Raw genomic sequence first — 23,861 nt, 5'->3', positions numbered from 1 at the left:
CGGTCTGGGTCACGGCTGCCTCTCGGTCGCGGTGCGGTCGGTGTCGGGGGCGAGCGCCTCGACGGCGGTCAGGACGGAGCCGAAGGCGGCGAGGTCGAGCTCGGGCCGCCGTTCGCTCCGCAGCACGGCGACGACGGCCGGCGGCAGGAGCGCCTCGATCGCGGTGCGGTCGTCCAGGTCGTCCAGGTCGAGTCGGTGGAGCGTGCGCAGGCGGTGCCGTGCGACCGCGCGGACGCGGCCGAGCGCCCGCTCCGGCACGCCGCCGTGGGACCGGAGCGTCCAGGCGATCTCGGACAGGTCGCGTCGGGCGCCGGGTGCGGACCGGACGGGAGGCACGGGCCAGGCCAACGAGGGACCGTCACGGACCGCGGCCCACGTCAGCCCCACCGCGGCGAACGCGCCCCCGACGGCGAGGGACAGCAGGATGCCGACACCGAAGAACCAGACGATGCCGGCCGCCACCACGGCGACCACCACGACGCCGGTGACGCGGGCCTTCACGATCGGCCCGTCGGTGCCGCGGCCCACTGCTGCTCCAGCGTGCGCAGGGCGGCGCGGACCGCGTCGACGTCCGCCTCGGTGGCCGGTGCACCGCCGAACCGCACCGCCAGGTAGCACCGACGGAGGGTGCCGAGGGCGGTCTCGTCGACGTCGAGCTGCCGGAGGATGCGCGTGGTGAACTCGGTCGGCGTCTCCGCGGAGCCTCGCTGGAACCCGGCGTCCTCCGCGGACTCCTGTAGCCCGACCCACGCCGCAGTGACGGCGTCGGACGGGTCGCGCGGGTCGGACAGCACCGCGAGCGCACGGGCGAGGCCACGGCGGATGTGCTGAAGCCCGACCTCGGCCGTGGGATCGGCCGTCACGTCGACAGCGAGTCCGGCGACGTCGATCCGCTCCGGGCGAGCACGGCGACGCCGGTGGCGGAGGACGTACAGCACCGCCAGGACCACGAGCACGGCGACGACGACCGCGGCGACGACGAGGAGCCACGAGGTGTCCACGTGCTGCGCCGCCTGCGTCCCGGACCGCTGCGGCGCGACGGTGGCTTGGTCCGAGGTGACCCGGAGCGGCGGGGGTGCCGTGGCCTGGCCGATGGGCGGGGACCACCGGGCACCGGTCATGACGGGCCGAGCGCCGAGTGCCGCTGCGACGACGACGAGACCGCCGAGCGCGAAGGCGACGACCGGCACGAACGGGAAGCCCCCGTGATGCGGACCGTCGTCGTTCGCCATGGCGCCACGCTACCCCGAGGCCCCGTCGGGCCGTCCCGGGTGCTCGTCACGACCCGCCGCCTCGGCTCCGCTGATCACGGCGAGCAGGAGTGCGTTCAACTGCGCGCTCGCCGACGCGTCCAGGCCGAAGGCACTGAGGTCGTTCGTCGCCAGCGCCACGGCCTGTGCCGCGTCCAGGGCAGCCCTACCGGCCGGGGTGATCTCCGCCGGGTTCCTGCGCCCCCGTGCCCGGACACCCACGCGTCGGACCAGACCGCGTCGCTCCATGCCGTCGAGCACGTCGGACATGGTCTGCGGGCGGACGAAGACCGCACGCGCGATCTCCGCTGACGTCAGCTGGGCGCCGTCGGCCAGGCATGACAGCACGCCGAACTGCACCAGGCTCAGGTCGTGCTCGGCCATCCCCGCGGTGATCTGGGACCCGATGATGCGTGCCACCTTCACTGCGTTCCAGCCCAGCACGGAGTCGAGGCCGGAGCGTTCGTCGGTGTCCATGTGGGCCTCCTCGTCGTCCTTCCCACAAGCAGGGACCTGTTTGTAGGACTAGGGTGCAGGAACCTGCTACTGCAGGTCCTCCCTGGAGTGTGCACCACCCACCCGCCCGCCGTCGAACCGACAGGACACAGACCATGACCGCTTCCGAACTCCCCGACGACCGCGGCCGCTGGGGCGCCGACGATGAACTCGGCACCCTGAACCTGATCGACGACGCCGCGCGTGCGCGCGCAGCCCGGGAGGTCCGGGTCGGCACGAGCGTGTCCCTCGCCTACCCGGTCGAGCCGGCCTCGATGCTCGGAGGGCCGTTCGCGCCTCCGGCTCCGCCGTCGCCGCCGGTGCAGCAGGCACTGCTGTACACCGGCACACCGCCCATGGGCATGTCCGAGGTGCTGGTCGTCACGCCGCACCACCCGGCGCTGACGCACGTGGACGCGTTCGCCCACATGCCGATCGACGGCACCGTCTACCCCGGCCGACCGCTCGAGGACGCGGTCACGGCGGGCGGTGTCCGGCACGGCTCGACGACCGCCTTCGCCGCGGGGATCGTCACGCGGGGGGTCCTGCTCGACCTGGCGCCCGACGGTCGACTGCCGGCCGCGCACCCCGTCACCGCCGCGGACCTGGACGCGGCACAGGCACGCGCGGGCGTCGAGGTCCTGCCCGGTGACGCGGTCGTCGTGCGGAGCGGCTGGGGCTTCAGCTGGGACGCCGAGGTCCAGGCGCCGGGCATGACCGTCGACGCGGTCGCATGGATGCGCGACCACGGGGTCGCCCTGTACGCCGGCGACGTCAGCGACTCGTTCCCGCCGAGCGACCCGGCGATGCCCATGCCGATGCACATGGTGGGGTTGGCCCGGCTGGGCATGCCCCTGATCGACAGCGTCGCCACCGACGACCTCGCCGCGACCTGTGCCGAGCTCGGCCGGCACACCTTCCTGCTCAGCGTCGCCCCACCCCGCATCAACGGGCTCACCGGAGTGCCCGTGAACCCCCAGGCGATCTTCTGACCGACGCCCGAGCCGGACGGGTCGCAGCGGGTCAGCCGCGTCCGACGAACGGCATCGTGGTCGGCATGATCGTCAGGTTCGGCACGTTCACCCCGTCCGGCAGGCCGGCCATGTAGCGGATCGCGCGCCCGGTCTCGCCGACGTCGATCGTCGCTTCGGGTCGCACCGAGCCGTCGGCCTGCAGTGTCCCGCCCCCGCCGCCGGCGGTCATCGGGGTGACCGCGTTGCCGATGTCGATCTGGCCGCACGCGATGCCGAACGGTCGTCCGTCGAGCTGGAGCTGTTTCGTGAGACCGGCCACGGCGTGCTTCGCCACCGTGTACGGCGCCGAGAGCGGGCGCGGTGCGTGCGCGGAGATCGAACCGTTGTTGATGATCCGGCCGCCCTGCGGGTCCTGCGACCGCATCACCCGGAACGCCGCACGGGCGCACAGGAACGAGCCGGTCAGCGTCGTCGCCATCACGGTGTTCCACGTCTCCAGGGCCAGCTCGTCGAACTGCGTGGCGGGTGCGCCGACACCGGCGTTGTTGAAGAGCAGGTCGACGCGGCCGAAGCGCTCCACGGTCTGGTCGAACAGCTGCTGGACGTCGGGCTCGACGGAGACGTCCGCGACGATCGGGACGATCCGGGTCGAGTCCGCGGCGACCTCGGCGAGCGGTCCGGCTCGGCGTCCGGCGATGACGACCGTCCAGCCGTCGTCGGCCAGGGCGAGCGCTGCGGACCTGCCGATGCCGCTGCCACCACCCGTCACGACGGCGACCTTCGGGTGCGGTCCGTGTCCGTTGCTGTCAGTCACGACCGCACGTTACCGCGGCCGTCGAGCCCCTGCGACGGCACGCGCCTTCGTCGCCCGGAAGTTCTCGGCAGCGTCGGCGAGCGTGGCCTCGGCGTCCTCGTGGAGTTCGCGGGCGAGCGCCGGCAGGTCGGCGTCGGACAGCTCCACCGCGCCGATCCGGTCGGTGACGGTCTGGATCACCGTGACCAGGACGGTCGCGTGCGCCAAGGCGACGAGCTCGTTGATCTCCGGGTCGGTCTCGCGGATGGTCGCCGCGATCGCCGCCGCCTGGGCGTGCCGGAACTGCAGCGCGTAGCGGCGGAGTGCGTCGCTCACCACGGACTGCGTCGGGTACTCCCCGCGTGCCAGGAACGGGTCCCGAGCCAGGAACCGATCGATGTCGTCGTGCACCTGGTCCCGGAGCGCGTCGGCCGGCGTCAGAGACGGATCCCGCTCGGCAACCGCACGACACGACCGTTCGAGCATCTGGTCGGCCCGGTCGAGGACCAGGTCGGGCTTGGTCGGGAAGTAGTTGTAGACCGTCTGGTCGGCGACGCCCGCCGCCCGCGCAACGTCGGACATCGACACGGCGTCGTAGCCGTGCTCCGCGAACAGCCGGGCTGCGACCGTCGCCAGACGTCCTCGTGTCTCCTGCTTCTTCCGCTCGCGCAGGCTGGTTGCCGTCGTCATGGGACGATCCTCGCACGAACTTGTGGTCACTCCAACTTTCCGTGGTACCGTCCAGCAAGTTGGAGTCACTACAAGAATCACCCGATGACCGGGTGGGAAGCGAGCACGGCATGGACACCACCACGAACGACCAGCCTGGGACGGTGCTCGTCTCCGGAGCGAGCTTCGCCGGCCTCACGACGGCGATCTGGATGCAGCGCCTGGGCTACCGGGTCACCGTCGTCGAGAACGCCCCCGGACTGCGCAAGGGCGGCACGCCGGTTGACCTGCGGAACGACGCGATGACGATCTTCGACCGCATGGGGGTGCTCCCCGCCGTCCGGGCCAGGGCGCTCCCACCGCGTCGGACCGAGTTCGCGGACGTCGACGGCACACCGATCGCCGCAATGGAACCGGAGGACACGAGCGGGACGCTCGTCATCGACGACTACGAGGTACACCGGTACGACGACGTCGAGGTCCACCGCGACGACCTGCTCGCCGTGCTGTGGGCCGAGGCCGAGGGCACCGTCGAGGTGGTCTTCGACGACGCGATCACCGAACTCACCGACGTCCCCGGCGGCGTCCGCGCGGCCTTCCGTACCGGAGCGACGCGGGACTTCACGATGGTGCTCGGTTGCGACGGCAACCACTCCGGCGTGCGTCGACTCCGGTTCGGGCCCGAGGCGGACCACAGCCACTTCCTGCACCACTACACGTCCGTCACGATCGTTGACGGCACGGTGATCCCGCCGTGGACCTCACGGATCCAGAACACCCCGGGACGGACGCTGCTGCTCAACTCCTACGAGGACACCACCGCGTCGTCTTCGTGTTCCACGCCGACCACGAGATCCGGTACGACCACCACGACGTCGACCAGCAGAAGCAGATCATCCGCGAGCGGTTCGCCGACGCGGGCAAGCCCTTCACCGGGCTGGTCGAGCCGGCGCTCACCGCCGACAACTTCTACTTCGACAAGCTCAGCCAGAACCGGCTGCCGCGGTGGTCCTCCGGCCGGGTCGCGCTCGTCGGCGACGCGGCGTACTGCCCGTCTCCGGCGGCCGGGATGGGCGGGTCGGTCGCGATCCTGGGCGCGACGGCCCTGTACGACGCGTTCCTCGCCACCGACGGTGACATCGAACGCGCCTTCGCAGAGTACGAGCGCGCGTTCCGACCGACCGCCGAGAAGATCCAGAAGGAGACCGAGCAGTTCGGGCTGCCGATGATCTTCCCGGACACCGCCGAGGCGATCGCGGCGCGCAACGCGCAACTGCTCGGGGGGATGCCGGCGGTCTGACACGAGCCGCGACGCGGGTCCAGACCATGTGTCGGACGGGAGGTCCGGTGCCAGCTGGTACCGGGCCTCCCGTCCGACAGGTCGTCGCGACCGCGGCCCGGGATCACGTGTCCGCGTGCGCCCTGCTGTCGTCGGCTTCGGCCGCCAGCCGGTCGGTGGCGTCCAGGGACCCGAGCAGCCGGAGCGCGTCGGCGGTCGGCGAGCCGGGCTCCGCCGTGTACACGAGGAAGCTCAGGCTCGGGTCGCTCATCAGCCGCGAGCCCTCGAAGAACAGGTCGAGCGCACCGACGACCGGGTGCACGAAGTGCTTCTCCCCGGTGGCGTGCCGGCGGACGTCGTGCGCGCCCCACTTCGCCCGGAACTCCGGGCTCAGCGTCGAGAGCTCGCCGATCAGGTCCTGCAGGTCCCGGTCGTGGGGGTCGTGGCCGGCGGCGGCGCGGAGGATCGCGACGCTCTGGTCCGCAGCGAGGTCCCAGTTCGGGTAGAACGCGTCGGCCCAGTCGCGGTCGAGGAACGCGGCGCGGGCCAGGTTCGGGCGTGCCGCCCTGCGGAAGAGGTCGGCGTACAGGGCCCGCCCCAGCGCGTTCGCTCCCAGGATGTCGAGTCGGTCGTTCCGGATGAACGCCGGTCCGCCCGTGAAGGCATCGAGAGCGTACTGCAGGCCGATACGGAGTGTCTTCGGCGTGCTGGAGCGTCGGAGGCCGCGCACCGGGGAGGCGTTCGCGGCGCGGGCGAGGTCGAACAGGTGGTCGCGTTCGGCGTCGTCGAGCAGCAGCGCGTCCGCGACGGCGTGCAGCACGCTGTCGGAGACCCCGGAGAGGTTGCCGCGCTCGAGTCGGGAGTAGTACTCCACGCTGACGTCGGCGAGCACCGCGACCTCGCCGCGGCGCAGCCCGGCGACCCGACGGTTCGGCCCCGCCGGCAGGCCGACGTGTTCCGGACGCACCCGGGCACGGCGGCTGACGAGGAAGTCCTTGACGTCGTCGCGGTTCGTGGTCATGAGCCGACCCTACGAGTCGAGGTGGGAACGAGGGATGCTCTGCCAGGACACCCGTTGGTCGCAGCCGGACGGACTGGAGGCCCGGTGCCGGTGAGCCGGTCAGCTCACCCGCACCGGGCCTCCAGTCCGGTCCGCTGCGGACGCAGCGTCGTCCACGTCAGCCGCGGATGAACGCCAGGATGTCGGGGTTGATGACGTCGGCGTGCGTCGTCAGCATGCCGTGCGGGTAGCCCTCGTAGACCTTGAGCGTCGCGTCGCTGAGGAGTTCCGCCTGCTTCAGGGAGGCGTCCTTGTACGGCACCACCTGGTCGTCGTCGCCCTGCAGGACCAGGACGGGCACGGTGATGGCCTGCAGGTCCTCGGTCTGGTCCGTCTCCGAGAACGCCTTGATGCCCTCGTAGTGCGCGAGTGCGCTGCCCGTCATGCCCTGTCGCCACCAGTTGTCGACCACCGGCTGCGACGTCGTCGCGCCCGGACGGTTGAAGCCGTAGAACGGGCCGGAGGCCACCGCCTGGAAGAACTCGGCGCGGTTCGCAGCCAGCGCCTGTCGGAAGCCGTCGAACACCGAGATGTCGGTGCCCTCGGGGTTGGCCTCGGTCTTGACCATGAGCGGCGGGACGGCGGACACGAGGACGGCCTTGGCGACCCGGCCCTGCGGCTGGCCGTACCGGGCGACGTAGCGGGCGACCTGGCCACCGCCGGTCGAGTGGCCGACGTGGACGGCGTCGTGCAGGTCGAGGTGCTCGACGACGGCCGAGACGTCGCTGGCGTAGTGGTCCATGTCGTGCCCGGTGCCGATCTGCGACGAGCGCCCGTGGCCCCGTCGGTCCGAGGCGACCACGCGGAACCCCTCGGCCAGGAAGTACAGCATCTGCGCGTCCCAGTCGTCGGACGACAGCGGCCACCCGTGGTGGAACACGATCGGCTGGGCGTCGGGGCTGCCCCAGTCCTTGAAGTAGATCTCTGCACCGTCGTCGGTGGTCACGAATCCCATGTCGTTCTCCTCTGGATGGTCGTCGGGTCTGGATCGGTGTGGTGGGTCAGCCGAGTTCGGTGATCGCGTCGGTGATGACCGCTGCGACCTCGGCGGGGTGGGTCTGCATCACCAGGTGCGGCGCATCGAGCTCGACGACCCTGCGGACCCCGGCCCGCTGGTAGCCGAAGCGCTCGACGTCCGGGTTGATGGTGTGGTCGGCGCTCGAGACGATGCCCCAGGACGGCTTCGTCTTCCACGCTGCCGCGGAGGCCGGCTCGCCGAACGCGACCGCGGACAGCGGACGCTGCGAGACCGCGAGGACCTCCGCGCGCGCCGGGTCGAGGCCGCCCGCGAAGACCGCCGGGAAGCGGTCGACGGCAACGGAGACGTCCGTGCCGGGTTCGGCGCCGTCGACCGGGTACGGCGAGTACACGAGGGCCCCGGCGAGGTCGCTGTCGGGGAAGCCGCCCTGGAGCGCACCGAGGCTCTCACCCTCTTCGAGTGCGTACGCGGCGACGAACACCAGGCCGACGACGTTCTCCGCGACGCCGGCGACCGTGAGGATCGCACCTCCGTAGGAGTGCCCGGCGAGCAGGACCGGTCCGTCGATCTGCTCGACGAACGACCGGATGTACGCCGCGTCGCCGGACAGGCTGCGGTTGAACACCGGCGGGACGAGGACCTGGTGGCCCTGGTCGAGCAGGAGCCTCGTGACGGGAGCCCAGCTGGAGGCGTCGGCGAACGCCCCGTGGACGAGGACGATGGTGGGGGATCCGGGCATGGCGCGGTCCTTTCTGGTCCGGAGCCGGTGGCCCGAACCTGCGTCGGTGGGTGGGTGTCGGTCCGCTCGTGACGGTACGGACCGGCACCACCGGTGCACATCGGTCGTGGTGACCGAGATCTGCCGCCGGATGACCTAGTCGTCCGCCGCCTGCCCGCCGTCGGTCGCGAGGACTGCCGGCAGCTGCTGCCGGGTCGAGATCCCGAGCTTCTGGAACGCGGCGTAGAGGTGCGCACCCACCGTCCGGGGCGAGACGAAGAGGTGCTCGCCGATGGCCCGGTTGCTCATGCCCCGCGCCGCGAGCGTGCAGACGCGGAACTCCTGCGGGGTCAGCAGCTCGACGCTGCGGCGCCGGGCCGTCGGCAGGCGCTCCCCGGCGGCCCGGAGGGCGTCGCGCGTGTGCTCCTCCCATGCCGGCGCGGGCATCGCCCGGAACCGTTCCTGGGCGGCGTGGAGTGCGGCGCGGGCGACGTCGTTCCGGCCGGCCCGACGCAGGCGGCGCCCGAGTCGGAGGAGCGCGCGGGCCTGCAGGTAGGGCATCGGCCAGCGTTCGTGCTGCAGGGTCGCCCATGCCGACTCGAGTTCGTCGTCGGCGATGAGTGCGAGCCGGGCGTAGTCGACCGCCGTCCGCACCATGGGCGTGTGCCAGCGCGCGTGGAGCCCCTCGAGGTCGGCCAACCGCTGCTCGGCGTCCGCCCGGTTGCCCGACTCCAGTGCGGCGTCGACGAAGTCGTGGGAGGTCAGCACCGCGAACGACGGGTTGTGGGCGTCGTGGTCCGGGTCGAGCAGACACCGGAGGCGCTCCAGGGCCTCCGTCGCCCGACCGGAGACCAGGTGCGCCGCCCCCTCGGCGCCGAGGACCGTCGCGCGCATGGCGCTGGAGCGGAGCACCTGCGCGCCCGCCTCGGTCCCACCGGTGATCCGCTCGAGGTCGGGCAGTTCCCCGTCGAGTGCGTCGAACCAGGCGAGCGCGCACCGCGCCGCAGCGGAGAAGCCCGGATCGCCCAGGTCACCGCCGAGCGCCACGGCCTGTCCCGCGAGGGCGCGCGCCCGTGCGACGTCCCCGGCGAGCGAGGTGGTGAAGGAGGTCCCCATGAGCGCCTGGGGGAACGTCCGCAGTTCCCCGCGTGCCTGCATGCTCGCGAGGGCTCGGTCGAGCAGGACACGGGCGGTCTCGATCTCCCCGACCAGGTTGAGGGCGTAGCCGAGCAGCCAGGCGGACTCCTCGTCGTCGGCGTGCGGTGCCGCGGCGAGTGCACGTTCCATGACCTGGTCGCCCCGGGCCACCGGCTCGGTCCGGGCCGCCAGCAGGATCGACCGCGGGTCGTCGTCCGGGAGCCCGAGGGCCTCGACGACGACGAGCATGGGGTCGCCGGGGTCCGCCTCGGTGGTGTGGTCCCAGGCGATCGCGGCCAGGTGCAGCAACGCGGCGGTGGCGTGTTCGACCCCGCCAGCTGCCTGCATCGCGGACACGGCGTGGAGAGCCGGGCCGAGGTCGCCCAGGGCGAGCCCCGTCCGGCCGGTCGGCAGGGTCTCGGCGACCCAGGCCGCGCGCGCCGCGAGCAGCGGGTCCGGGGCCTCCTCGCGCGCTCGCTGCACGAGGAGCGCCGCTTCCGACACCCGGCCGGACAGCCCCGCGAGCTCGGCCGCGACGATGCGCCGCTCGACCCGCGCGGCGACGTCCGACGAGAGCTCGGCCGCTCGTTCGTACGCCCGGCTCGCGACGAGGGGGTCGGACATCGCCGTCCGTCCGACGCCGAGCGCGGTGATCTCCTCGGCCAGGGGATCGTCGTGACCGGTGGCGAGCTCGGCGCGCCACCAGACCGTGCGCGCCGGGTCGTCCTCGTGTTCGAGCACGAGGGACCGCAGGACCGCGGTCCGCTCCGTCGGTGACGACGCCGACAGGACTGCTGACTGCACGAGCGGGTGCCGGAAGCGGATCCCGCGTGGCGCGGCCCACTCGAGCAGCGACGATGCCGAGGCCTGCTCGGTCCACGTCGGCGTCGGGAACCGCCCGATGGCCCGTGCGGCGACCCGGGCCGCCTCCTCTGCGCTGGTCCCGCCAGACAGTGCCACGGCGAGGATCGCCAACCGGACGGTCTGGTCCAGCTCCGCGTACCGATCGGCGAACTCCTGCTCGACCCGACCGACGACCGGGCGCTCTCGGGGCCGTCCCCCGGATGCCGACCGGCCGAGTTCGTGCAGCGCCAGCGGGTTGCCCTCGGCTCGGAGTACGAGGTCGCGTCGCGCCGGCCCCCGCGGCGCTCCCGGCACGGTTTCGAGCAGTTCGTCGGCAGCCGAATCATCGAGCGGGGCGAGGTGCAGACGTCGGAGACCGGGGTCCTGCGCAGTTGCGGTGTCCCGCGTGGTCATGACCATGACGACCGGGTCCTCACCGACGCGACGGGCCAGCATCCGGAGTGCCCACTCGGAGGGCGCGTCGACCCAGTGCAGGTCCTCGGCGACGACCAGGAGCGGATGAGCGGCGGCAGCGTCGGAGAGCAACGTGAGGGCTGCGAGTCCCGCGAGCAGCGGCGAGGGCTGGTCGCCCGACGTGCGCCCGAACACCACCTCCAACGCCTGCCGCTGCGGTGCCGGGAGGTCCCCGATGCCGTCGCGGAGCGGGTACAGGAGCAGGTGGAGCGCGGTGTACGGCTCGGCGGACTCGGCCAGGGTGCCGGTGGTCGTGAGGACCCGGAGACCGTGGCTGCTCGCGTCCGCGACGACCGCGGCGACGAGCGATGACTTCCCGATGCCCGCTTCACCGTCCACCACGAACGCGGATCCGCCGCCGGCGACGTCGCGGACGGCATCCCGGAGGACGGCCGTCTCCCGCTCACGCCCGATGACGGGCTGCGCCATCGTCACGTCGTCAGTATGCCAGCGGCACTGCCTGCACGCCGGTGCGCGGTCGCGTCAGTCGTCCGGGTGCAGGCTCGCGTCTGCGGGGCCGGTCCGCCAGGCCGTGAAGTGCACGGTGAGGTCGGCCCGCGACGGCGCGCAGCACATCGGCCCCGCGGACACCGCGGCGTCGGGGTCGAGGGGGGCGACCCGCACCAGACGCGAGGGCTCGTCGTCGACCCGGGCACGGATGGTCAACGCGTCGCCGGAGCGGCTGGCGCGGACGGTGACGAGCCGCCCGTGCCACCCGGGAACGGGCGCGAGGGACCAGTCCGACACATCGCGGGTGACCACGGCGCCGAGGCTGTCCGCCCCGTCGCTGCGCTCGACGCCGGCCTTGGTCCACGTGGTCTCGTCGACCTTGACGAAGATGCCGGCCTGGTCGAACTGGGCGGAGAAGTCCAGGTGGAACGCGACCTCCATCGCCGTGTCCTGCTCGAACGGTGTGAGCAGCGCGTGCTCGGTGTCGTGCACGAAGCCGTAGGAGGTGATGCGCCAGGCATCGCTCTCCTCGACCGCGGTGACGTGCATCCCGTCGTCGGTGATCTCCACTCGGGTGGGAGCGTTCGTCCAGGTGCCGGTGGTCCAGTCGATGTCGGTCATGGGTCGACGGTATCCGGCGGCTCGCCGACCTGGACGGACCCGCAGCGCGTTCCTGACCGTGCTCGACCGGGGCGGGTCAGACTGGCCGCATGACCGACCCCGGCACCTCGACCCCGACCTCGGACTCGACCCCGACGGCCACGACGCGGTACGACCGGCGGATCGGACGGCGGGACGTCACGGAGTGGCGCTCCCGCGCCGGCAAGCGCCTGGCCGAGCGGCACCGGAGCCTGGCGCAACGCGTCGGCGCCCGACGGGCCCTCGTCACGACCCTGGCGGTCGGCGGCGGGATCGCGGTCGCCGCGACGGCCGCCGCGGCGTACATCTACGACGGTGTGACCGGCCGTGACGGGATCGAGAGCCTGGACGGACCGGCACTCGCGCGGGCGAAGCGCCTGCGGTCCCCCGCCGTCGACGGTGCCGCCGCCGGGATCGCGCACGCCTTCGGCCCGGTCGCGATGCCGGTCCTGACGATCGGGGCCGCCGTGGGCTTCGCCGTGCGTGACCGTCGGCTGAGCCCGGCGACCCTGCTCGTCGCCGCGGGCGCCGGCTCGCTCGCGATGACCCTGATCGGCAAGGACCTGATCAAGCGCAACCGTCCGCGGCGTCGCGATGCGATCCCGCCCTTCGAGAAGTCCCCGTCGTTCCCGTCCGGACACACCCTGAACGCGACGACGATCCTCGGCGTGATCGCCTACCTGATGGCTCTCCGACAGGAGCGGGACGGCCCGCAGGTCGCCGTGATCGGGACGGCGGCCGGCACCGCGCTGACGGTGGGCCTGTCGCGGGTCCTGCTCGGTGCGCACTGGTTCACCGACGTCGCGGTGGGGTGGGTCACGGGGGCGGGGTGGCTGTCGATGATCATCACCAGCCACCGCCTGTACCTCAGCACGCAGGACGACGACGGTGCCCGCCACCGCGCGGACCGCGTGACCACCGGCGCCTGAGGTCGGGGAAGCGTCCGCCGCGGGTCAGGACGGGTCTGCCCCGACCACCGGCTGCTCCTGCCGCAACCCCGTGACGAGCAGCGTCACCATGCGCCGCACGTCGTAGTCCGGGTCCTGCGGGCTCCATGCCACCAGGTCCCCCACGGCGCGGAGCACCTCGTACGCGGACGCCGCCGCGACCACCTCGTCCGACGCCCGCGCGGCGTCGAGCAGCCGTCCGAGCACGGGCACGAGTTCGTCGACGAACAGGGCGTGCAGCGCGGTGAACCCGTCGGCGTCGCCCTCCCACACCCGCGCGAGCCCGTGCTTGGTGCCGAGGAAGTCCACGAACCCGTGCACCCACCGCAGCACGGCGGCGAACGGGGTCGGTGCGGACTCCAGCAGCTCGGGGCCGGCTGCGGCCAGCGCCTGGATCTGGTGCCGGTAGACCGCGACGACCAGGTCGGACCGGGTCGGGAAGTGCCGGTACAGCGTGCCGACGCCGACGCCGGCCGCGGCGGCGACCTCGCGTACCGGAGCGCCCACACCCGACCTGGTGAACACGGTGGCGGCAGCGTCGAGGATCGTCTGTTCGTTGCGAGCGACGTCCCGTCGGCGGCGGGGTGCCGTGTCCTCGCTGGCCTGGGTGCTCATGCGTCGATCATCGCATGCTGTCCGCCTGGAGCGGAACATCGCTCCGTTTCGCTTGCGATCCGGATCAGCGTTCCGTATCGTTGCGGAACGTTGCTCCGTTTCGGTGAGCACCGCCTCCAGGAAGGACCCGCATGTCCACGCTCCCGACCCGACCCCAGATCCTCAGCGTCCGCCCGGTCGCCCTGTCCGCGCCCGGACGGGGCCATGACCTCGAGGTCCGCGTCACCGCCCCGGTGACCGGCACCGACCTGCCGGTCATCGTCTTCGCCCACGGGTTCGGCCAGTCGATGACCGGCGGTGACCCGCTCGTCGACCACTGGACGGCGAACGGCTTCGTCGTCGTGCAGCCCACGTTCCTCGACGCGAAGGCCTACGGGCTGACGCTCGACGACCCCCGGTACCCGACCATCTGGGCGACCCGGGTCGATGACCTCGAACGGGTCATCGACGACCTCGACGTGCTGCTCACCGCGGTACCGGGGCTGCCCAGCCGGGTCGACACGGCGCGCTTGGCGGTCGTCGGACACTCGTGGGGCGGGCAGTCCGTGGGGATGCTCCTCGGCGCGCGGGTGCTCGACGCCGACGGTCACCCGGGCGTCGACCGCACGGACCACCGCGTCCGTGCCGGTGTCCTCCTCTCGACGACGGGACTCGCGGGGGACGACCTCACCCCCTTCGCGCGCGAGCACTTCGCGTTCATGAGCCCCGACTTCAGCCAGCTGCGCACGCCGTCCCTGGTCGTCGCCGGGGACCAGGACCAGTCGCAGCTGTCGACGCGCGGCCCGGACTGGTTCACCGACGTGTTCCACCACAGCCCCGGCGCCCGGGCGCTGGTCACGGTGCACGGCGGTGAGCACCTGCTGGGCGGGATCCAGGACTACGACTCCACCGCCACCACGGACGAGAGCCCCGAGCGCGTCGACCTGGTCCGCCGAGCCAGCACGGCGTTCCTGCAGACCGAACTCGGCGTCGACGCCGGTGCCTGGTCCGCGTTCATCGCCGCCGGCGTCGAGCCCGTCGGCCACATCGACCCGAAGTGACCACCGAACCCCCACGACCGGAAGCAGGACCATCATGACCACCGACCTGCAGCCCATCGGGACCGGCTTCACCGCCGCAGCCACCGCCACCGACGTCCTGCGCGGCGTCGACCTGACCGGACGCACTGTCGTCATCACCGGCGGCCACGGCCGGCTGGGCCGCGAGGCCACCAGGGCGCTCGCCGCGGCCGGCGCCGCGGTCACGGTCGCATCGCGGGACGTCGACCGCGCCGCCGCGGCGCTCGACGGCATCCCCGACGTCCGCGTGGAACCGCTCGACCTCACCGACCCGGCGTCGATCGACGCCTTCGCGGCACGGTGGTCGGCCTCCGGCCGTCCCCTCCACGCCCTGGTGAACAACGCCGCCGTGCTGTTCACCCCGGACCGCCGCGTGGACGCGCGCGGCAACGAACTGTCGTTCTCGACCTCCCACCTGGGCCACTTCCAGCTCACGCGGGCGCTGCTCCCCGCCCTCCTGGAGGCCCGGGGTGCGCGGGTCCTGAACGTCACGTCCGGCGCGGCGCGGTTCGGCCAGATCCGGTGGGACGACCCGGCGTTCGCCCACGGCTACGACGCGGGTGCGGCCTACGGGCAGTCCAAGCGAGCGAACGTGCTGTTCACGGTCGAGCTAGACCGTCGGTACGCCGGCCGGGGTGTCCGGGCGTTCGCCGCACACCCCGGGGTCGTCATCGGGCCCGGGCCGCACGACGCGAGCCGGATCGCGTCCTACCGTCAGCAGGGGCTCGTGGACGAGCAGGGGCGGACGGTCATCGACCCGGAGCGCGGCTGGAAGTCGATCGAGCAGGGTGCGGCGACGCTCGTCTTCGGTGCGGCGAGCCCGCTGCTCGACGGTGTCGGGGGCGTCTACCTGAAGGACAGCGACGTGGCGGTGATCGACGACGAGGTCCGACCGCTCACCGCCGACAGCGTCCCGTCGGACGCGAACTCGGCGATGCTCGATGCCGACGACGCGCGGCGTCTCTGGCAGCTCAGCGAGGCGCTGCTGGCGTGACGGTGCGGATCATCCGGGTGTCGCCGAAGGTCAGCGCAGGCTGCGCAGGACGGCGTCCTCCTCGACCGGTGTGAGGCCGGAGCGTCGGGCCCGAGTCAGCCCGCGGGCACGCTCGTCCGCCAGGACGGCTGCCACCGTCGGCTCGAGGGGGCGGGTCCGGCCGCCGGTCGCCACGAAGGCCCGACCGGAGCGCTGTGCGAAGGCGGCGTCCGATCGCGGAAGCCACAGGGGCAGGGAGCGGGGGCCGGCCCAGTAGCGGACGTCACGGTCGAGGAGCACGTCGTCCTCGACCTCGACCAGCTCGGTGTCGTGGCCGGCTGTGCGCGGGGGGCCGGCTGTGCTCGTCGTCACCTGCCGGAGGAAGTCGACCAGGGGGACCGCCGGGCCGACCGCGTTCACGACGCCCGTCTGCCCGGTGCGACCGGCGTGGCCGATCCAGGCGGCCAGGTCACCGACGTCGATGACCTGGACGAAGCGCCCCGCGGTCGTCGGCGACAGGACCCGTCCACCCAGGCTCAGCCGCGCCGGCCAGTAGCCGAACCGGTCGCTCGGGTCCCCCGGCCCGACGACCAGACCCGGGCGGCCGATCAGCAGCCGGGAGCCCAGACGGGCGGCGCTGCTGCGCTCGGCGCTGACCTTCGCGTCCGCGTACTGCGTCAGGTCGCGTGGCTCGACCAGGGTCGCGGTCTCGTCGGCGTCGGGCTGGTCGTTGCGGGTGTACACCGAGACGGTCGACACGAGTGTCCAGTGCGCGGCCCGGTCGGCGAGGGCGTCCAGGGCCGGCTCGACCAGGTCCGGGTCGGCCGAGAGCTCGACGATGTCGTCCCAGTCCCCACGAACACCGTCGTACGCCCCGGATGCCTGACGGTCCGCCCGGACGAGGTGCGCTCCCTCGGGCACCTCGCCGGACGTCCCCCGCGTCAGACAGGTGACGTCCGTCCCCGCGGCGAGCATGTCGCGCACGACCGCGCGTCCCAGCCATCCCGTCCCACCCAGCACCAGAGCCCGCATCTAGCCAGTCAATCGTCCACGCGCACGCGGCGGGCTCGTGTCCGCTCTGGGCGGATGCGGTCAGCTCGCTGCGGTCAGCTCGTCCGACACCGCCCACAGGCGTTCGGCCGCCTCGGGGTCGAGCGCCCACGCCTTGACCCCGTGCGGGTGCTCGACGAGCGTCGCGGTGTCCGGGACCGTGTACGCCTCGTTGCCGTCGTCCAGGTAGTGCCCTCCGGTGTGGGCGAACTCGGGCGCGACCGCGGCGACCATCGTCGTCGCGGCACCCTGCTCCACCGACTTGTACGCGAACGCACCGGCGGCCTCGGCGGCTGCGAGCGACGCCCGTTGCGCCGCACTGAAGTTCCGCTGGAGCCCGGTCACGATGCCGCCGGGGTTCACGGCGTTCGCGACGATGCCGTCGTCGGCCCAGCGCCGGGTGGCCGCAACCGTGAACAGGACGTTCGCGGTCTTCGCCTGCGCGTAGGCGATCTGGGGGTCGTAGTCGCGCCGGGTGAAGTCGAGGTCGTCGAAGTCGACCCCGGCACGCATGTGCGCGGTGGAACTCAGGACGACGACGCGGGCACCGTCGCGTTCGGCCGCGCCGGTGGCGAGTGCCGCACGCAGACCTCGGGCGAGGGCGTGGTGACCCAGGTGGTTCGTCGCGAACTGCAGCTCGCGGCCGTCGACCGTCCGCTCGAGTCCGGACGTGACCACGCCGGCGTTGTTCACGAGCAGGTGCAGGGGCTCCGTCCACCCGTCGACGAAGCCGGCGACGGAACCGCGATCGGCCAGGTCGAGCACGCGGACGTCCGGCTGTCGTCCGGTCTCCCGCGCGATCGCCTCGGCCACGGTCGCGCCGGCGGTCGTGTCCCGCACCGCGAGCGTGACGGTGGCGCCGGCGGCAGTGAGGGCACGAGCCGTCTCCACGCCGAGACCGGACGAGGCGCCGGTGACGACCGCACGGAGGCCGGTGAGGTCCACGTCGACGAGCACGTCGGCGGCCGTGGACCCGGCGTCGAACCGGGTGTGGATGCGGGTGTCGGTCATGCAGCTGACTGTACACGCTGAACAAGAACTGTCTAGTGCGTCTCCCGCGCGGTAGGGTCGATCGCATGAGCGACACCACGGCACCCGCGGACACCGGTCGCCGTCATGCCGTGCTCGAGACCGCACTCGACGTGTTCGCCCGCACCGGCTACCGCGCCACCTCGATGGACGCCGTCGCACGCGCGGCGCGGATCTCGCGACCCGGGCTGTACTTCCTGTTCGCGTCGAAGCAGGCCCTGTTCCGCGAAGCAGCCACCCACGTGCTGTCGCGCGACCTGACAGCCATCGAGCAGATCCTGGGCGACGCCGGACGCCCCGTCGACGAGCGCGTGCTCGAGGCGTTCGACCGGTGGGCCGGGCGCTACGTGGGCGGGATGGTGCACGACGTCCCGGCGGTGCTCGAGGACAACCAGGACCTGGTCGACGACAGCGTGCGCCAGGCGCCGGCGGTGTTCGAGGCCATGCTCACCGCGGCTCTGACCGGCCACGCTGACGACGCACCGGCCGTCGCACGGACCCTGTGCAGCGTGTCGGTGGGGCTGAAGCACCAGGTGCGGACCCGCGACGCCCACCGCGAGCGGCTCGCGTCGGCGATCGGCCTGCTGGTGCGATGATCAGCGCTCCAGGTGCCGGTAGTCGGGCAGGTCGATGGCCTCGGCGGGTGGGGTGAACAGGTGACCGGCGATCCTGCCGGCGACCGGCGACGCCCCGACCCGCACCGCCAGGCCGAACGCCGTCACGCCGGCGCGGGTGACGGGGTTCGCCAGCCGTGGGGTCCCCGGCGGGAGCTGCTGCGCCCGCTCGACCCAGGGGCGCATCACACGCTCGTACCCGCCGAAGGCATCGCGCAGGTCGACGTGTGCGGCGATCTCCCCGGCGAGGACGTAGGCCCCGGCGAGGGACAGGCTCGTGCCCATGCCACTGACGGGTGACGCGCAGTACGCGGCGTCGCCGAGCAGCGCGACACGGCCGGAGGACCACCGCGGCGCCCGGACCTGCGCGATCGACTCGAAGTACAGGTCGTCGGCCAGGTCGATCGCGTCGAGGACCCGCTCGGTCTCCCAGCCCGCACCCGTGAAGACGTCACGCAGGTGAGCGCGCTGCTCGTCGGGCGAACGCCGCCGCTGCGTCGTGGCCCGGTCCCGCGGGGTCACGACGGACAGCGCCGCGCGGATCGTCCCGTGCGGGTCGGGTCGGAGCGTGACGGACCGGCCGCCCGGTGCCGAGTACCAGCGCCACCAGTCGTCGTCCGTCGCCGTGCGCGGGATCGTGGCCCACGAGGTCTCGAGGCCGAGCGGGCGGATCTCGGCTTCGTCGCCGAAGACCAGATCCCGGGTGCTGGACCGCAGACCGTCGGCCGCCACGACCAGGTCGAACCGTTCCTCCTGACCGTGCTCGAACGAGACGGCGATGCCGTCCGCGGCATCGTCGTGCACGGCGGTGACCCGGTCGCCGTACCGGTACTCGGTGTCGCCCGCGGTGCGCTGCACGAGCAGCGCCGCGAGGTCGCCGCGCAGGATCTCGAGCTCCGCGGTGGCCCCACCGCTGTCGGACGTCCCCGCGGGGAACTCGGCGCTGGTCACGCCGTTGCGGCCCACGAAGCGGGTGCCGACCTCGCCGGTGGTGGCCGCGCGGATGTCGTCCTCGACGCCCATCCGCCGTGCGACCTCGCGCCCGGCTCCGCGGACGTCGACGTTCTGGCCGCCGAGCCGGAGTTCCGGGGCACGTTCGACGACCGTCGTCTCCCATCCGTACCGGTGGAGCCAGTACGCCAGGGTGGGCCCGGCGATGCTGGCGCCCGAGATGAGTGCGCGACGAGCCATGGTGCCTCCGTGAATTGTCAATGAGATTGGCAATCTACACGGGTATCATCGGCGTCGTGCATGAGCAGAACCCCTCGGACCGAGATGACCGGCGGCGTGCGCGTCGCGACGGTCGCCCGATGCCCGACGACGACCTGCGAGCCCGTGTGCAGCAGATCGCCGTCCGGCAGCAGGCGTTCGAGCGGCACCTCGTGCGCGAGCTCGCGGTCGACGACAACGGGCTCCGGGCCATGGACCACCTGCTGACGTCGGGCCCCTCGACGCCGACCGAGCTCGCGGACCGGCTCGACATCTCGACGGCTGCCCTGTCGCTCGTGGTGCAACGGCTCGAGCGAGCGGGGCACGTCGACCGCGAGCCGCACCCGCAGGACGGCCGGAAGGTCGTCATCACCCCCGGCGCCGAGTCAGCGGCCAGGGCGGAAGCACTCGTCGCCCCCCTGATCTCGGGTGTCGAGTCCCTGATCAGCGATCTGAGCAGCGCCGACCGCGCCGTCGTGCAGTCCTTCCTCGACCGCCTGCTCGGGGTGTACGACGAGGCCACTCGGCACGCGGTGCCCGGCGACAGAACCTAGGCTGGCCGGATGCTCTCCCGACGCGACGCCGCCGTGCGGCTCGACATCCCCCTCGAGATGGCGACCCACCACGGGATCCCCTCGCGACTCAGCGAGGCCGAACTCCAGGCGATCGAGCAGGACCCGCCCGCGTGGCTCGTGCAGTCCCGGGCCAACCGGACGGGTTCCAAGAAGGTCTGGGTGCAGCTGGAGTGCGTGGTCTGCGGGTACGCCGAGACGGCTCGTCCGAAGAAGTGGTGGCCCGACTGGGACCACCTGATGTGCGACTACCACGCGCCGTACCAGGCGCCCGACCCGGTCGCGGGCTTCACCCGGCACGAGGTCGAGGGCATCGGCAGCCGCTTCGTCGCCCTGGTCGACGAGAAGCGCTAGCCGGAGGGGCGCTCTGGCTCCGGTTCGTCAGGGGGCGTCAGCGGGCAGCTCGGAGAGCCAGTCGCTGGCGGCTCGTTCGTCCGACCGGGTGACGCGGTGCGTGACGGGCAGGACCAGGTGCGTCACCGCAGCACCGCCGCTCCGGAGGCGGTCGGCGACGATGAGCCCGTCGTCGCGAGTCCGCCTGGCGTCGTCGCGCCCCTCGAGCAGCAGGACCGGCATCGACGACGCCGCGGGAGCCGGATCGGCACGGAACGGTGCTCGCGGGCGGAGGAGGATGCCCGCCGCGAACCGTTCGGGATGTCGTTCGAGCAGCGCCGCCGCCATGATCGCGCCGTTCGAGAAGCCCATGACGACCGCGCGACCCGGCACCGCGGTGTGCGAGCCGGCCTGCGCCGCGGTGACGAGGGACATGAGCGGCTCGATCCGAGCCGTCAGGTCCTCCTCGACCGGGTACAGGTCCGCCCTCCGACGGAAGTGCGCCCACCCGCCGGTCGTCCTGACCGTGCCGCGTGGAGCGATCTTCGTGGCCGACGGGGCGAGGCGCTCCGCGAGCGGGAGCAGGTCGAGCTCGCTGCCGTCCGACCCGTGCAGCAGGACCCAGGTCGGTCCCGGGGCCCCCGAACCGTCGACGCACGCGAACGTGTGCCCGTCGTCGGAGGTCACGAGGCTGGTGGATGTGGGCACAGGTCGATCATGGTCATCCGCGCGGACGAGGTCCACCGCAGCGTCAGGTGCCCGAGCACGGTGTCGACGCCGGACTCCTCGTTGCTCAGCACGACGACGTCGGTGTCCGTTGCCGGGAGGTATGCCAGCAGGGACTGGTACCCGGGGTTGTCGCCGGGCACGAACCAGGCGTCCTGCCCCAGCACCCGTCCGAGGAACGTCCCGAACCCGTAGGCCCACGCCGCGGTCGGGCGCTCGACGGCGTCGGCCTGCTCCATCGGTGCGTGCTGCTGCCACAGCTGTGACGCGAGGTCCGGGCGGAGCAGGGCTCCCCCGCGCAGCGCCCGGCTGTAGCGCAGCAGGTCCTCGGTCGTCGTCCACAGGTCGCCGCTGCCCGGGAGTGCCGCGAACGCCGGGTGGGGTTCGAGCACCTGTCCGTCCCGGTGGCCGACCGCGACGGACGGATCGCCGAGGGGGGAACGTCCGGAGGTCGTGGACGTCATCGCGGCGGGCCCGAGCACGATCTCGGTCACGAGGTCGGAGTACCCGCTGCCGGTCGCGGCCTCGACCACGAGCGCGACGACCAGGAACGCCGGCGAGCTGTACCGCCAGCGCTCCCCGGGCGCGGACGTCGGCGGTGCGGACACGACCATGGCGACGAGCTCGTCCCGCGGCGGTGGGACCTCGAGGAGCGGCGGGAGCCCGGGGATCTGCCCCCAGTGTCCGATCCCGGAGGTCTGACTCAGGAGCTGCCGGAGCGTCACCGGTCCCAGGTGCGCTGGGAGCGTCGGCACCCAGCGAGCGATGGGGGCGTCCAGGTCGAGCACACCGCGGCCCACCAGGGAGAGGACCACGACCGACATCAGGTGCTTGCTGATCGAGCCCGCCTGGTACCGCTCGTCCGTCGGACCCCACTCGGCCCTGTCCGACCCGCGCGCGACCAGCAGTGTGCCGGACCAGGCCGGCGGGTCATCGGCGAGGTCGGCGATCCGCACGCTCACACCGGTTGCAGCGGCTGCGGTTCGCCAGCGGGCAGCTCGACGCGGATGCCGTCGCCGGGCCGCACGGTCCCACCGGCCAGGACGATGCTCATCACGCCGCCCTTGCGTTCGACGGAGCCGTCGTCGGCCCGGCCGAGCACCGCGCGCAACAGCCCCGGCTCGAAGTCGTTGATCTGCTGACACGGGTTCCGCAGCCCCGTCACCTGGACCCGGGCGGAGTCACCGAGGTGCAGCACGGTACCGGTGGGCAGGCCGAGCAGGTCGACCCCCCGCGTCGTGACGTTCTCGCCCATCTGCCCCGGCTCGACGTGGAAGCCGGCAGCGGCGACCTCGTCGAAGACCTCGGCGTGGATCAGGTGCACCTGGCGCAGGTTCGGCTGCGAGGGGTCGCGGGCCACGCGGGAGCGGTGCTGCACGGTCGTCCCCGCATGGGCGTCGCCCTCGATGCCCCATCCCTCGACCAGGACGACCTCGTCGACGAGCGGTTTGCTGAACCGGTGCTCGCCGTCCCTGCTCACCGCGACGACGCGCGGCCCGTCTCCCTGTTCCCCGACCATGGTCCGATCCTGGCGCATCCACGAGCGACACTCAACGGTCCGGGTAGGGTTCGGGCATGGCGGCGCTGGTCCTGCTCCTCGCGAGCATCGTGGTGCTGCTCGGCACCACGGTCGGCCTCGTCTGGCGGGCGCGGGACCCGAACTGGGTACGGGACACCTGGCTCGCGCAGAACGCCACGCCGCGCAGCACCGTCGTCACCTTCGTGCTCGCCGCGCTCTTCGTAGGGGCGGCCGCGCTGATCGGGGTGGTCCTGCTCACCGGCGGCCACGTGCTGGCGGGCCTGGCGTTCCTCGTCGCGGCAGCGTCCGGTGGCGTCATGACCGGTGTGGGCGTCTGGGTCTTCCGTCAGCGACTGACAGGTTCCCCAGGAGCCGACGACGACCCGCACGCCTGACGGACCCCAGCACGGATCGCAGCACGGACCACGGCACGGACCACAGCACGGATCACGGCACAGCAGCACGGACCACAGCGCGCGGGATCAGCAGCGCCGCAGGATCTCGTCGACCACGACGTGCAGGGGCCGCGTGGCGTCGACGGGCGTCCCGGCCGGAGTGTCCGCACCGGACGCATGCAGCTCCTCGACCATCGCCCGCTCCGCCGTCCTCCCCCGCCCCGCCCAGTCGTCCGCGGCACGCTGGTCGAGCCGGCTCCGCAGCGTGTCGAGGTCGATCGTCAGCACGAACACGGTGTCGAACAGGTCGATGAACGCCCCGACGTTCCGGGATCCCCCGCAGAAGAACGTGACCGGCGTCGCGTCATCAGCGACCAGCGCGCGAACGCGTCCGACGTCCCACAGGTGGTGGCGGTGCACGTCCGTGCCGGTCACGCCATCGACCACGCGACCCGTCACGGGGTCGCCCTGGTACGCGAGCTCGCGGTCGCCGTCCACCGCATCGTGTCCACGACGCCGGAGCTCACGGCAGACGGATGACTTCCCGCTGCCGGAGACCCCCTCGACCAGGACGTTGCGTCGGCCCATGCCCCGACCGTACCGGCCTCCGTCCGCGTGATCCGTCCCTCCTGGGCGCCCGTCCCGGCGGAGCACGCTTCACTGGCCGCGAAGGGAGACCCATGAAGCACATCAACTACGACGGCTCGAAGATCCTGACCGGGGACGACGTCGCCGACGCCGTGATCGAGTACGCCGCGGCGCTCGCGGGGGGCGACCGAGCCGACACCGTCGCCGTCCCGGCGGTCGCGCACGACGGCACCATGACGACGACGAAGATCCTGATCGGACCGGCGAGCGAGGTGGTCGTCGAGGACGCGGACGAGGACGAGCTCGAGATGGAGAACGACGAGTTCGTCGCCCGGCTGCGCGCAGCAGCACGCACCTTCGGGCACAGCGAGCCGGTGCACGCCGACACCCGGGACGACCTGACGGACATCGGCGCTGACCCCGAGGGCGACCCGGGGACGCCGTCCGAACACCACGCGCGTACCGAAGGGTGA

28 protein-coding genes and 1 pseudogene are annotated in these 23,861 nt (G+C 72.7%); 11 read left to right on the top strand and 18 right to left on the bottom strand.

All coding sequences use genetic code 11. The features are described from left to right. Positions 1-9: 9 nt before the first annotated feature. From DEJ13_RS17390 to DEJ13_RS17380, 3 genes are read right to left on the bottom strand one after another with little or no spacing between them, the layout of a single operon-like run. Positions 10-501 (bottom strand): hypothetical protein, encoded by a 492-nt coding sequence (locus DEJ13_RS17390; RefSeq protein ID WP_146245172.1) that lies wholly within the window; start codon positions 499-501, stop codon positions 10-12. Beyond that, on the bottom strand, positions 498-1,232 hold the full coding sequence (locus tag DEJ13_RS17385; RefSeq protein WP_111106078.1) for a DUF4129 domain-containing protein: 735 nt from the start codon (positions 1,230-1,232) through the stop codon (positions 498-500). Before DEJ13_RS17385 ends, DEJ13_RS17390 begins: the two co-directional genes overlap by 4 nt. Before the next feature lie 9 nt (positions 1,233-1,241). Further along, complete coding sequence (locus tag DEJ13_RS17380; RefSeq protein ID WP_111106077.1) at positions 1,242-1,727, bottom strand: MarR family winged helix-turn-helix transcriptional regulator; 486 nt, start codon at positions 1,725-1,727, stop codon at positions 1,242-1,244. A 134-nt stretch (positions 1,728-1,861) separates the two neighbouring features. On the opposite strand from DEJ13_RS17380, the gene DEJ13_RS17375 reads away from it, so the two are divergent. Then, positions 1,862-2,737 (top strand): cyclase family protein, encoded by an 876-nt coding sequence (locus DEJ13_RS17375; RefSeq protein ID WP_111106076.1) that lies wholly within the window; start codon positions 1,862-1,864, stop codon positions 2,735-2,737. A gap of 31 nt (positions 2,738-2,768) precedes the next feature. On the opposite strand, the gene DEJ13_RS17370 is transcribed toward DEJ13_RS17375, so the two are convergent. After that, on the bottom strand, positions 2,769-3,533 hold the full coding sequence (locus DEJ13_RS17370) for an SDR family oxidoreductase (RefSeq protein ID WP_111106075.1): 765 nt from the start codon (positions 3,531-3,533) through the stop codon (positions 2,769-2,771). A gap of 9 nt (positions 3,534-3,542) precedes the next feature. Next, on the bottom strand, positions 3,543-4,202 hold the full coding sequence (locus DEJ13_RS17365; RefSeq protein WP_111106074.1) for a TetR/AcrR family transcriptional regulator: 660 nt from the start codon (positions 4,200-4,202) through the stop codon (positions 3,543-3,545). 110 nt (positions 4,203-4,312) lie between these two features. On the opposite strand from DEJ13_RS17365, the pseudogene DEJ13_RS18155 reads away from it, so the two are divergent. Together DEJ13_RS18155 and DEJ13_RS17355 are read left to right on the top strand one after the other, a co-directional pair. Continuing rightward, positions 4,313-4,789, top strand: a pseudogene (locus tag DEJ13_RS18155) (FAD-dependent monooxygenase); the annotation flags it as partial. Positions 4,790-4,935: 146 nt separating this feature from the next. Further along, positions 4,936-5,481 carry an FAD-dependent monooxygenase gene (locus tag DEJ13_RS17355; RefSeq protein ID WP_111106073.1) on the top strand — a complete coding sequence of 182 codons (546 nt, stop codon included), beginning with the start codon at positions 4,936-4,938 and terminating at the stop codon, positions 5,479-5,481. A gap of 103 nt (positions 5,482-5,584) precedes the next feature. Here DEJ13_RS17355 and DEJ13_RS17350 read toward each other — a convergent pair whose 3' ends face one another. From DEJ13_RS17350 to DEJ13_RS17330, 5 genes are all read right to left on the bottom strand, one after another. After that, the gene (locus DEJ13_RS17350) at positions 5,585-6,481 is read right to left on the bottom strand and encodes a helix-turn-helix transcriptional regulator (protein ID WP_111106072.1); all 897 of its coding nucleotides are present in this window, start codon (positions 6,479-6,481) and stop codon (positions 5,585-5,587) included. Positions 6,482-6,638: 157 nt separating this feature from the next. Beyond that, positions 6,639-7,475 carry an alpha/beta fold hydrolase gene (locus DEJ13_RS17345; RefSeq protein ID WP_111106071.1) on the bottom strand — a complete coding sequence of 279 codons (837 nt, stop codon included), beginning with the start codon at positions 7,473-7,475 and terminating at the stop codon, positions 6,639-6,641. Positions 7,476-7,521: 46 nt separating this feature from the next. After that, on the bottom strand, positions 7,522-8,238 hold the full coding sequence (locus DEJ13_RS17340) for an alpha/beta fold hydrolase (RefSeq protein ID WP_111106070.1): 717 nt from the start codon (positions 8,236-8,238) through the stop codon (positions 7,522-7,524). A gap of 135 nt (positions 8,239-8,373) precedes the next feature. Beyond that, entirely contained in the window at positions 8,374-11,100 is a 2,727-nt protein-coding gene (locus DEJ13_RS17335; protein WP_111106069.1) for an AAA family ATPase, read from the bottom strand. Between the two features lie 54 nt (positions 11,101-11,154). Further along, complete coding sequence (locus DEJ13_RS17330; RefSeq protein WP_111106068.1) at positions 11,155-11,742, bottom strand: DUF1349 domain-containing protein; 588 nt, start codon at positions 11,740-11,742, stop codon at positions 11,155-11,157. Positions 11,743-11,831: 89 nt separating this feature from the next. Here DEJ13_RS17330 and DEJ13_RS17325 point away from each other — a divergent pair, with 89 nt between their 5' ends. After that, positions 11,832-12,689 (top strand): phosphatase PAP2 family protein, encoded by an 858-nt coding sequence (locus DEJ13_RS17325; RefSeq protein ID WP_111106067.1) that lies wholly within the window; start codon positions 11,832-11,834, stop codon positions 12,687-12,689. 24 nt (positions 12,690-12,713) lie between these two features. Here DEJ13_RS17325 and DEJ13_RS17320 read toward each other — a convergent pair whose 3' ends face one another. Further along, entirely contained in the window at positions 12,714-13,322 is a 609-nt protein-coding gene (locus tag DEJ13_RS17320; RefSeq protein WP_111106066.1) for a TetR/AcrR family transcriptional regulator, read from the bottom strand. A 131-nt stretch (positions 13,323-13,453) separates the two neighbouring features. Between DEJ13_RS17320 and DEJ13_RS17315 the strand changes: the two genes are divergently transcribed. After that, positions 13,454-14,362, top strand: a complete 909-nt coding sequence (locus tag DEJ13_RS17315) for an alpha/beta hydrolase family protein (protein ID WP_111106065.1) — start codon at positions 13,454-13,456, stop codon at positions 14,360-14,362. A 34-nt stretch (positions 14,363-14,396) separates the two neighbouring features. Continuing rightward, positions 14,397-15,374, top strand: a complete 978-nt coding sequence (locus DEJ13_RS17310) for an SDR family NAD(P)-dependent oxidoreductase (protein ID WP_111106064.1) — start codon at positions 14,397-14,399, stop codon at positions 15,372-15,374. Between the two features lie 30 nt (positions 15,375-15,404). Here DEJ13_RS17310 and DEJ13_RS17305 read toward each other — a convergent pair whose 3' ends face one another. Together DEJ13_RS17305 and DEJ13_RS17300 are read right to left on the bottom strand one after the other, a co-directional pair. Continuing rightward, positions 15,405-16,385 (bottom strand): NAD-dependent epimerase/dehydratase family protein, encoded by a 981-nt coding sequence (locus tag DEJ13_RS17305; protein ID WP_111106063.1) that lies wholly within the window; start codon positions 16,383-16,385, stop codon positions 15,405-15,407. A 60-nt stretch (positions 16,386-16,445) separates the two neighbouring features. Further along, complete coding sequence (locus DEJ13_RS17300; protein ID WP_111106062.1) at positions 16,446-17,414, bottom strand: SDR family NAD(P)-dependent oxidoreductase; 969 nt, start codon at positions 17,412-17,414, stop codon at positions 16,446-16,448. 65 nt (positions 17,415-17,479) lie between these two features. On the opposite strand from DEJ13_RS17300, the gene DEJ13_RS17295 reads away from it, so the two are divergent. Then, complete coding sequence (locus DEJ13_RS17295) at positions 17,480-18,028, top strand: TetR/AcrR family transcriptional regulator (protein ID WP_111106061.1); 549 nt, start codon at positions 17,480-17,482, stop codon at positions 18,026-18,028. Here DEJ13_RS17295 and DEJ13_RS17290 read toward each other — a convergent pair whose 3' ends face one another. Next, positions 18,029-19,237: an FAD-dependent monooxygenase gene (locus DEJ13_RS17290; protein WP_111106060.1), complete on the bottom strand. Its 1,209-nt coding sequence runs from the start codon at positions 19,235-19,237 to the stop codon at positions 18,029-18,031. A 119-nt stretch (positions 19,238-19,356) separates the two neighbouring features. Here DEJ13_RS17290 and DEJ13_RS17285 point away from each other — a divergent pair, with 119 nt between their 5' ends. Continuing rightward, positions 19,357-19,809, top strand: a complete 453-nt coding sequence (locus tag DEJ13_RS17285; protein WP_111106059.1) for a MarR family winged helix-turn-helix transcriptional regulator — start codon at positions 19,357-19,359, stop codon at positions 19,807-19,809. Between the two features lie 9 nt (positions 19,810-19,818). Continuing rightward, complete coding sequence (locus DEJ13_RS17280; protein ID WP_111106058.1) at positions 19,819-20,181, top strand: hypothetical protein; 363 nt, start codon at positions 19,819-19,821, stop codon at positions 20,179-20,181. Positions 20,182-20,208: 27 nt separating this feature from the next. On the opposite strand, the gene DEJ13_RS17275 is transcribed toward DEJ13_RS17280, so the two are convergent. From DEJ13_RS17275 to DEJ13_RS17265, 3 genes are read right to left on the bottom strand one after another with little or no spacing between them, the layout of a single operon-like run. After that, positions 20,209-20,868 carry an alpha/beta hydrolase gene (locus DEJ13_RS17275; RefSeq protein WP_146245170.1) on the bottom strand — a complete coding sequence of 220 codons (660 nt, stop codon included), beginning with the start codon at positions 20,866-20,868 and terminating at the stop codon, positions 20,209-20,211. After that, positions 20,844-21,842, bottom strand: coding sequence for a serine hydrolase domain-containing protein (locus DEJ13_RS17270; RefSeq protein ID WP_181436940.1), 999 nt, complete (start codon positions 21,840-21,842; stop codon positions 20,844-20,846). The genes DEJ13_RS17275 and DEJ13_RS17270 overlap by 25 nt, the downstream gene beginning before the upstream one ends. 2 nt (positions 21,843-21,844) lie before the next feature. Next, positions 21,845-22,405 carry an MOSC domain-containing protein gene (locus tag DEJ13_RS17265; protein WP_111106055.1) on the bottom strand — a complete coding sequence of 187 codons (561 nt, stop codon included), beginning with the start codon at positions 22,403-22,405 and terminating at the stop codon, positions 21,845-21,847. A gap of 56 nt (positions 22,406-22,461) precedes the next feature. Here DEJ13_RS17265 and DEJ13_RS17260 point away from each other — a divergent pair, with 56 nt between their 5' ends. Then, complete coding sequence (locus DEJ13_RS17260) at positions 22,462-22,800, top strand: hypothetical protein (RefSeq protein WP_111106054.1); 339 nt, start codon at positions 22,462-22,464, stop codon at positions 22,798-22,800. A gap of 87 nt (positions 22,801-22,887) precedes the next feature. Here the strand turns inward: DEJ13_RS17260 and DEJ13_RS17255 are convergent, their stop codons facing one another. Beyond that, a complete protein-coding gene (locus tag DEJ13_RS17255; RefSeq protein WP_111106053.1) occupies positions 22,888-23,388 on the bottom strand; it encodes an AAA family ATPase in 501 nt (166 codons plus the stop codon). Between the two features lie 92 nt (positions 23,389-23,480). Between DEJ13_RS17255 and DEJ13_RS17250 the strand changes: the two genes are divergently transcribed. Continuing rightward, on the top strand, positions 23,481-23,861 hold the full coding sequence (locus DEJ13_RS17250) for a hypothetical protein (protein ID WP_258374025.1): 381 nt from the start codon (positions 23,481-23,483) through the stop codon (positions 23,859-23,861).

Source organism: Curtobacterium sp. MCLR17_007 (assembly GCF_003234655.2).
Taxonomy (GTDB): domain Bacteria; phylum Actinomycetota; class Actinomycetes; order Actinomycetales; family Microbacteriaceae; genus Curtobacterium.
This window is presented reverse-complemented; position numbering and strand designations above follow the sequence as displayed.

Coding starts and splice junctions, on each gene's coding strand:
- DEJ13_RS17385 (WP_111106078.1), bottom strand. CDS start 1,232: ATGGCGAACGACGACGGTCCGCATCACGGGGGCTTCCCGTTCGTGCCG.
- DEJ13_RS17380 (WP_111106077.1), bottom strand. CDS start 1,727: ATGGACACCGACGAACGCTCCGGCCTCGACTCCGTGCTGGGCTGGAAC.
- DEJ13_RS17375 (WP_111106076.1), top strand. CDS start 1,862: ATGACCGCTTCCGAACTCCCCGACGACCGCGGCCGCTGGGGCGCCGAC.
- DEJ13_RS17365 (WP_111106074.1), bottom strand. CDS start 4,202: ATGACGACGGCAACCAGCCTGCGCGAGCGGAAGAAGCAGGAGACACGA.
- DEJ13_RS17350 (WP_111106072.1), bottom strand. CDS start 6,481: ATGACCACGAACCGCGACGACGTCAAGGACTTCCTCGTCAGCCGCCGT.
- DEJ13_RS17345 (WP_111106071.1), bottom strand. CDS start 7,475: ATGGGATTCGTGACCACCGACGACGGTGCAGAGATCTACTTCAAGGAC.
- DEJ13_RS17340 (WP_111106070.1), bottom strand. CDS start 8,238: ATGCCCGGATCCCCCACCATCGTCCTCGTCCACGGGGCGTTCGCCGAC.
- DEJ13_RS17335 (WP_111106069.1), bottom strand. CDS start 11,100: ATGGCGCAGCCCGTCATCGGGCGTGAGCGGGAGACGGCCGTCCTCCGG.
- DEJ13_RS17330 (WP_111106068.1), bottom strand. CDS start 11,742: ATGACCGACATCGACTGGACCACCGGCACCTGGACGAACGCTCCCACC.
- DEJ13_RS17325 (WP_111106067.1), top strand. CDS start 11,832: ATGACCGACCCCGGCACCTCGACCCCGACCTCGGACTCGACCCCGACG.
- DEJ13_RS17320 (WP_111106066.1), bottom strand. CDS start 13,322: ATGAGCACCCAGGCCAGCGAGGACACGGCACCCCGCCGCCGACGGGAC.
- DEJ13_RS17315 (WP_111106065.1), top strand. CDS start 13,454: ATGTCCACGCTCCCGACCCGACCCCAGATCCTCAGCGTCCGCCCGGTC.
- DEJ13_RS17310 (WP_111106064.1), top strand. CDS start 14,397: ATGACCACCGACCTGCAGCCCATCGGGACCGGCTTCACCGCCGCAGCC.
- DEJ13_RS17305 (WP_111106063.1), bottom strand. CDS start 16,385: ATGCGGGCTCTGGTGCTGGGTGGGACGGGATGGCTGGGACGCGCGGTC.
- DEJ13_RS17300 (WP_111106062.1), bottom strand. CDS start 17,414: ATGACCGACACCCGCATCCACACCCGGTTCGACGCCGGGTCCACGGCC.
- DEJ13_RS17295 (WP_111106061.1), top strand. CDS start 17,480: ATGAGCGACACCACGGCACCCGCGGACACCGGTCGCCGTCATGCCGTG.
- DEJ13_RS17290 (WP_111106060.1), bottom strand. CDS start 19,237: ATGGCTCGTCGCGCACTCATCTCGGGCGCCAGCATCGCCGGGCCCACC.
- DEJ13_RS17285 (WP_111106059.1), top strand. CDS start 19,357: ATGCCCGACGACGACCTGCGAGCCCGTGTGCAGCAGATCGCCGTCCGG.
- DEJ13_RS17280 (WP_111106058.1), top strand. CDS start 19,819: ATGCTCTCCCGACGCGACGCCGCCGTGCGGCTCGACATCCCCCTCGAG.
- DEJ13_RS17265 (WP_111106055.1), bottom strand. CDS start 22,405: ATGGTCGGGGAACAGGGAGACGGGCCGCGCGTCGTCGCGGTGAGCAGG.
- DEJ13_RS17260 (WP_111106054.1), top strand. CDS start 22,462: ATGGCGGCGCTGGTCCTGCTCCTCGCGAGCATCGTGGTGCTGCTCGGC.
- DEJ13_RS17255 (WP_111106053.1), bottom strand. CDS start 23,388: ATGGGCCGACGCAACGTCCTGGTCGAGGGGGTCTCCGGCAGCGGGAAG.
- DEJ13_RS17250 (WP_258374025.1), top strand. CDS start 23,481: ATGAAGCACATCAACTACGACGGCTCGAAGATCCTGACCGGGGACGAC.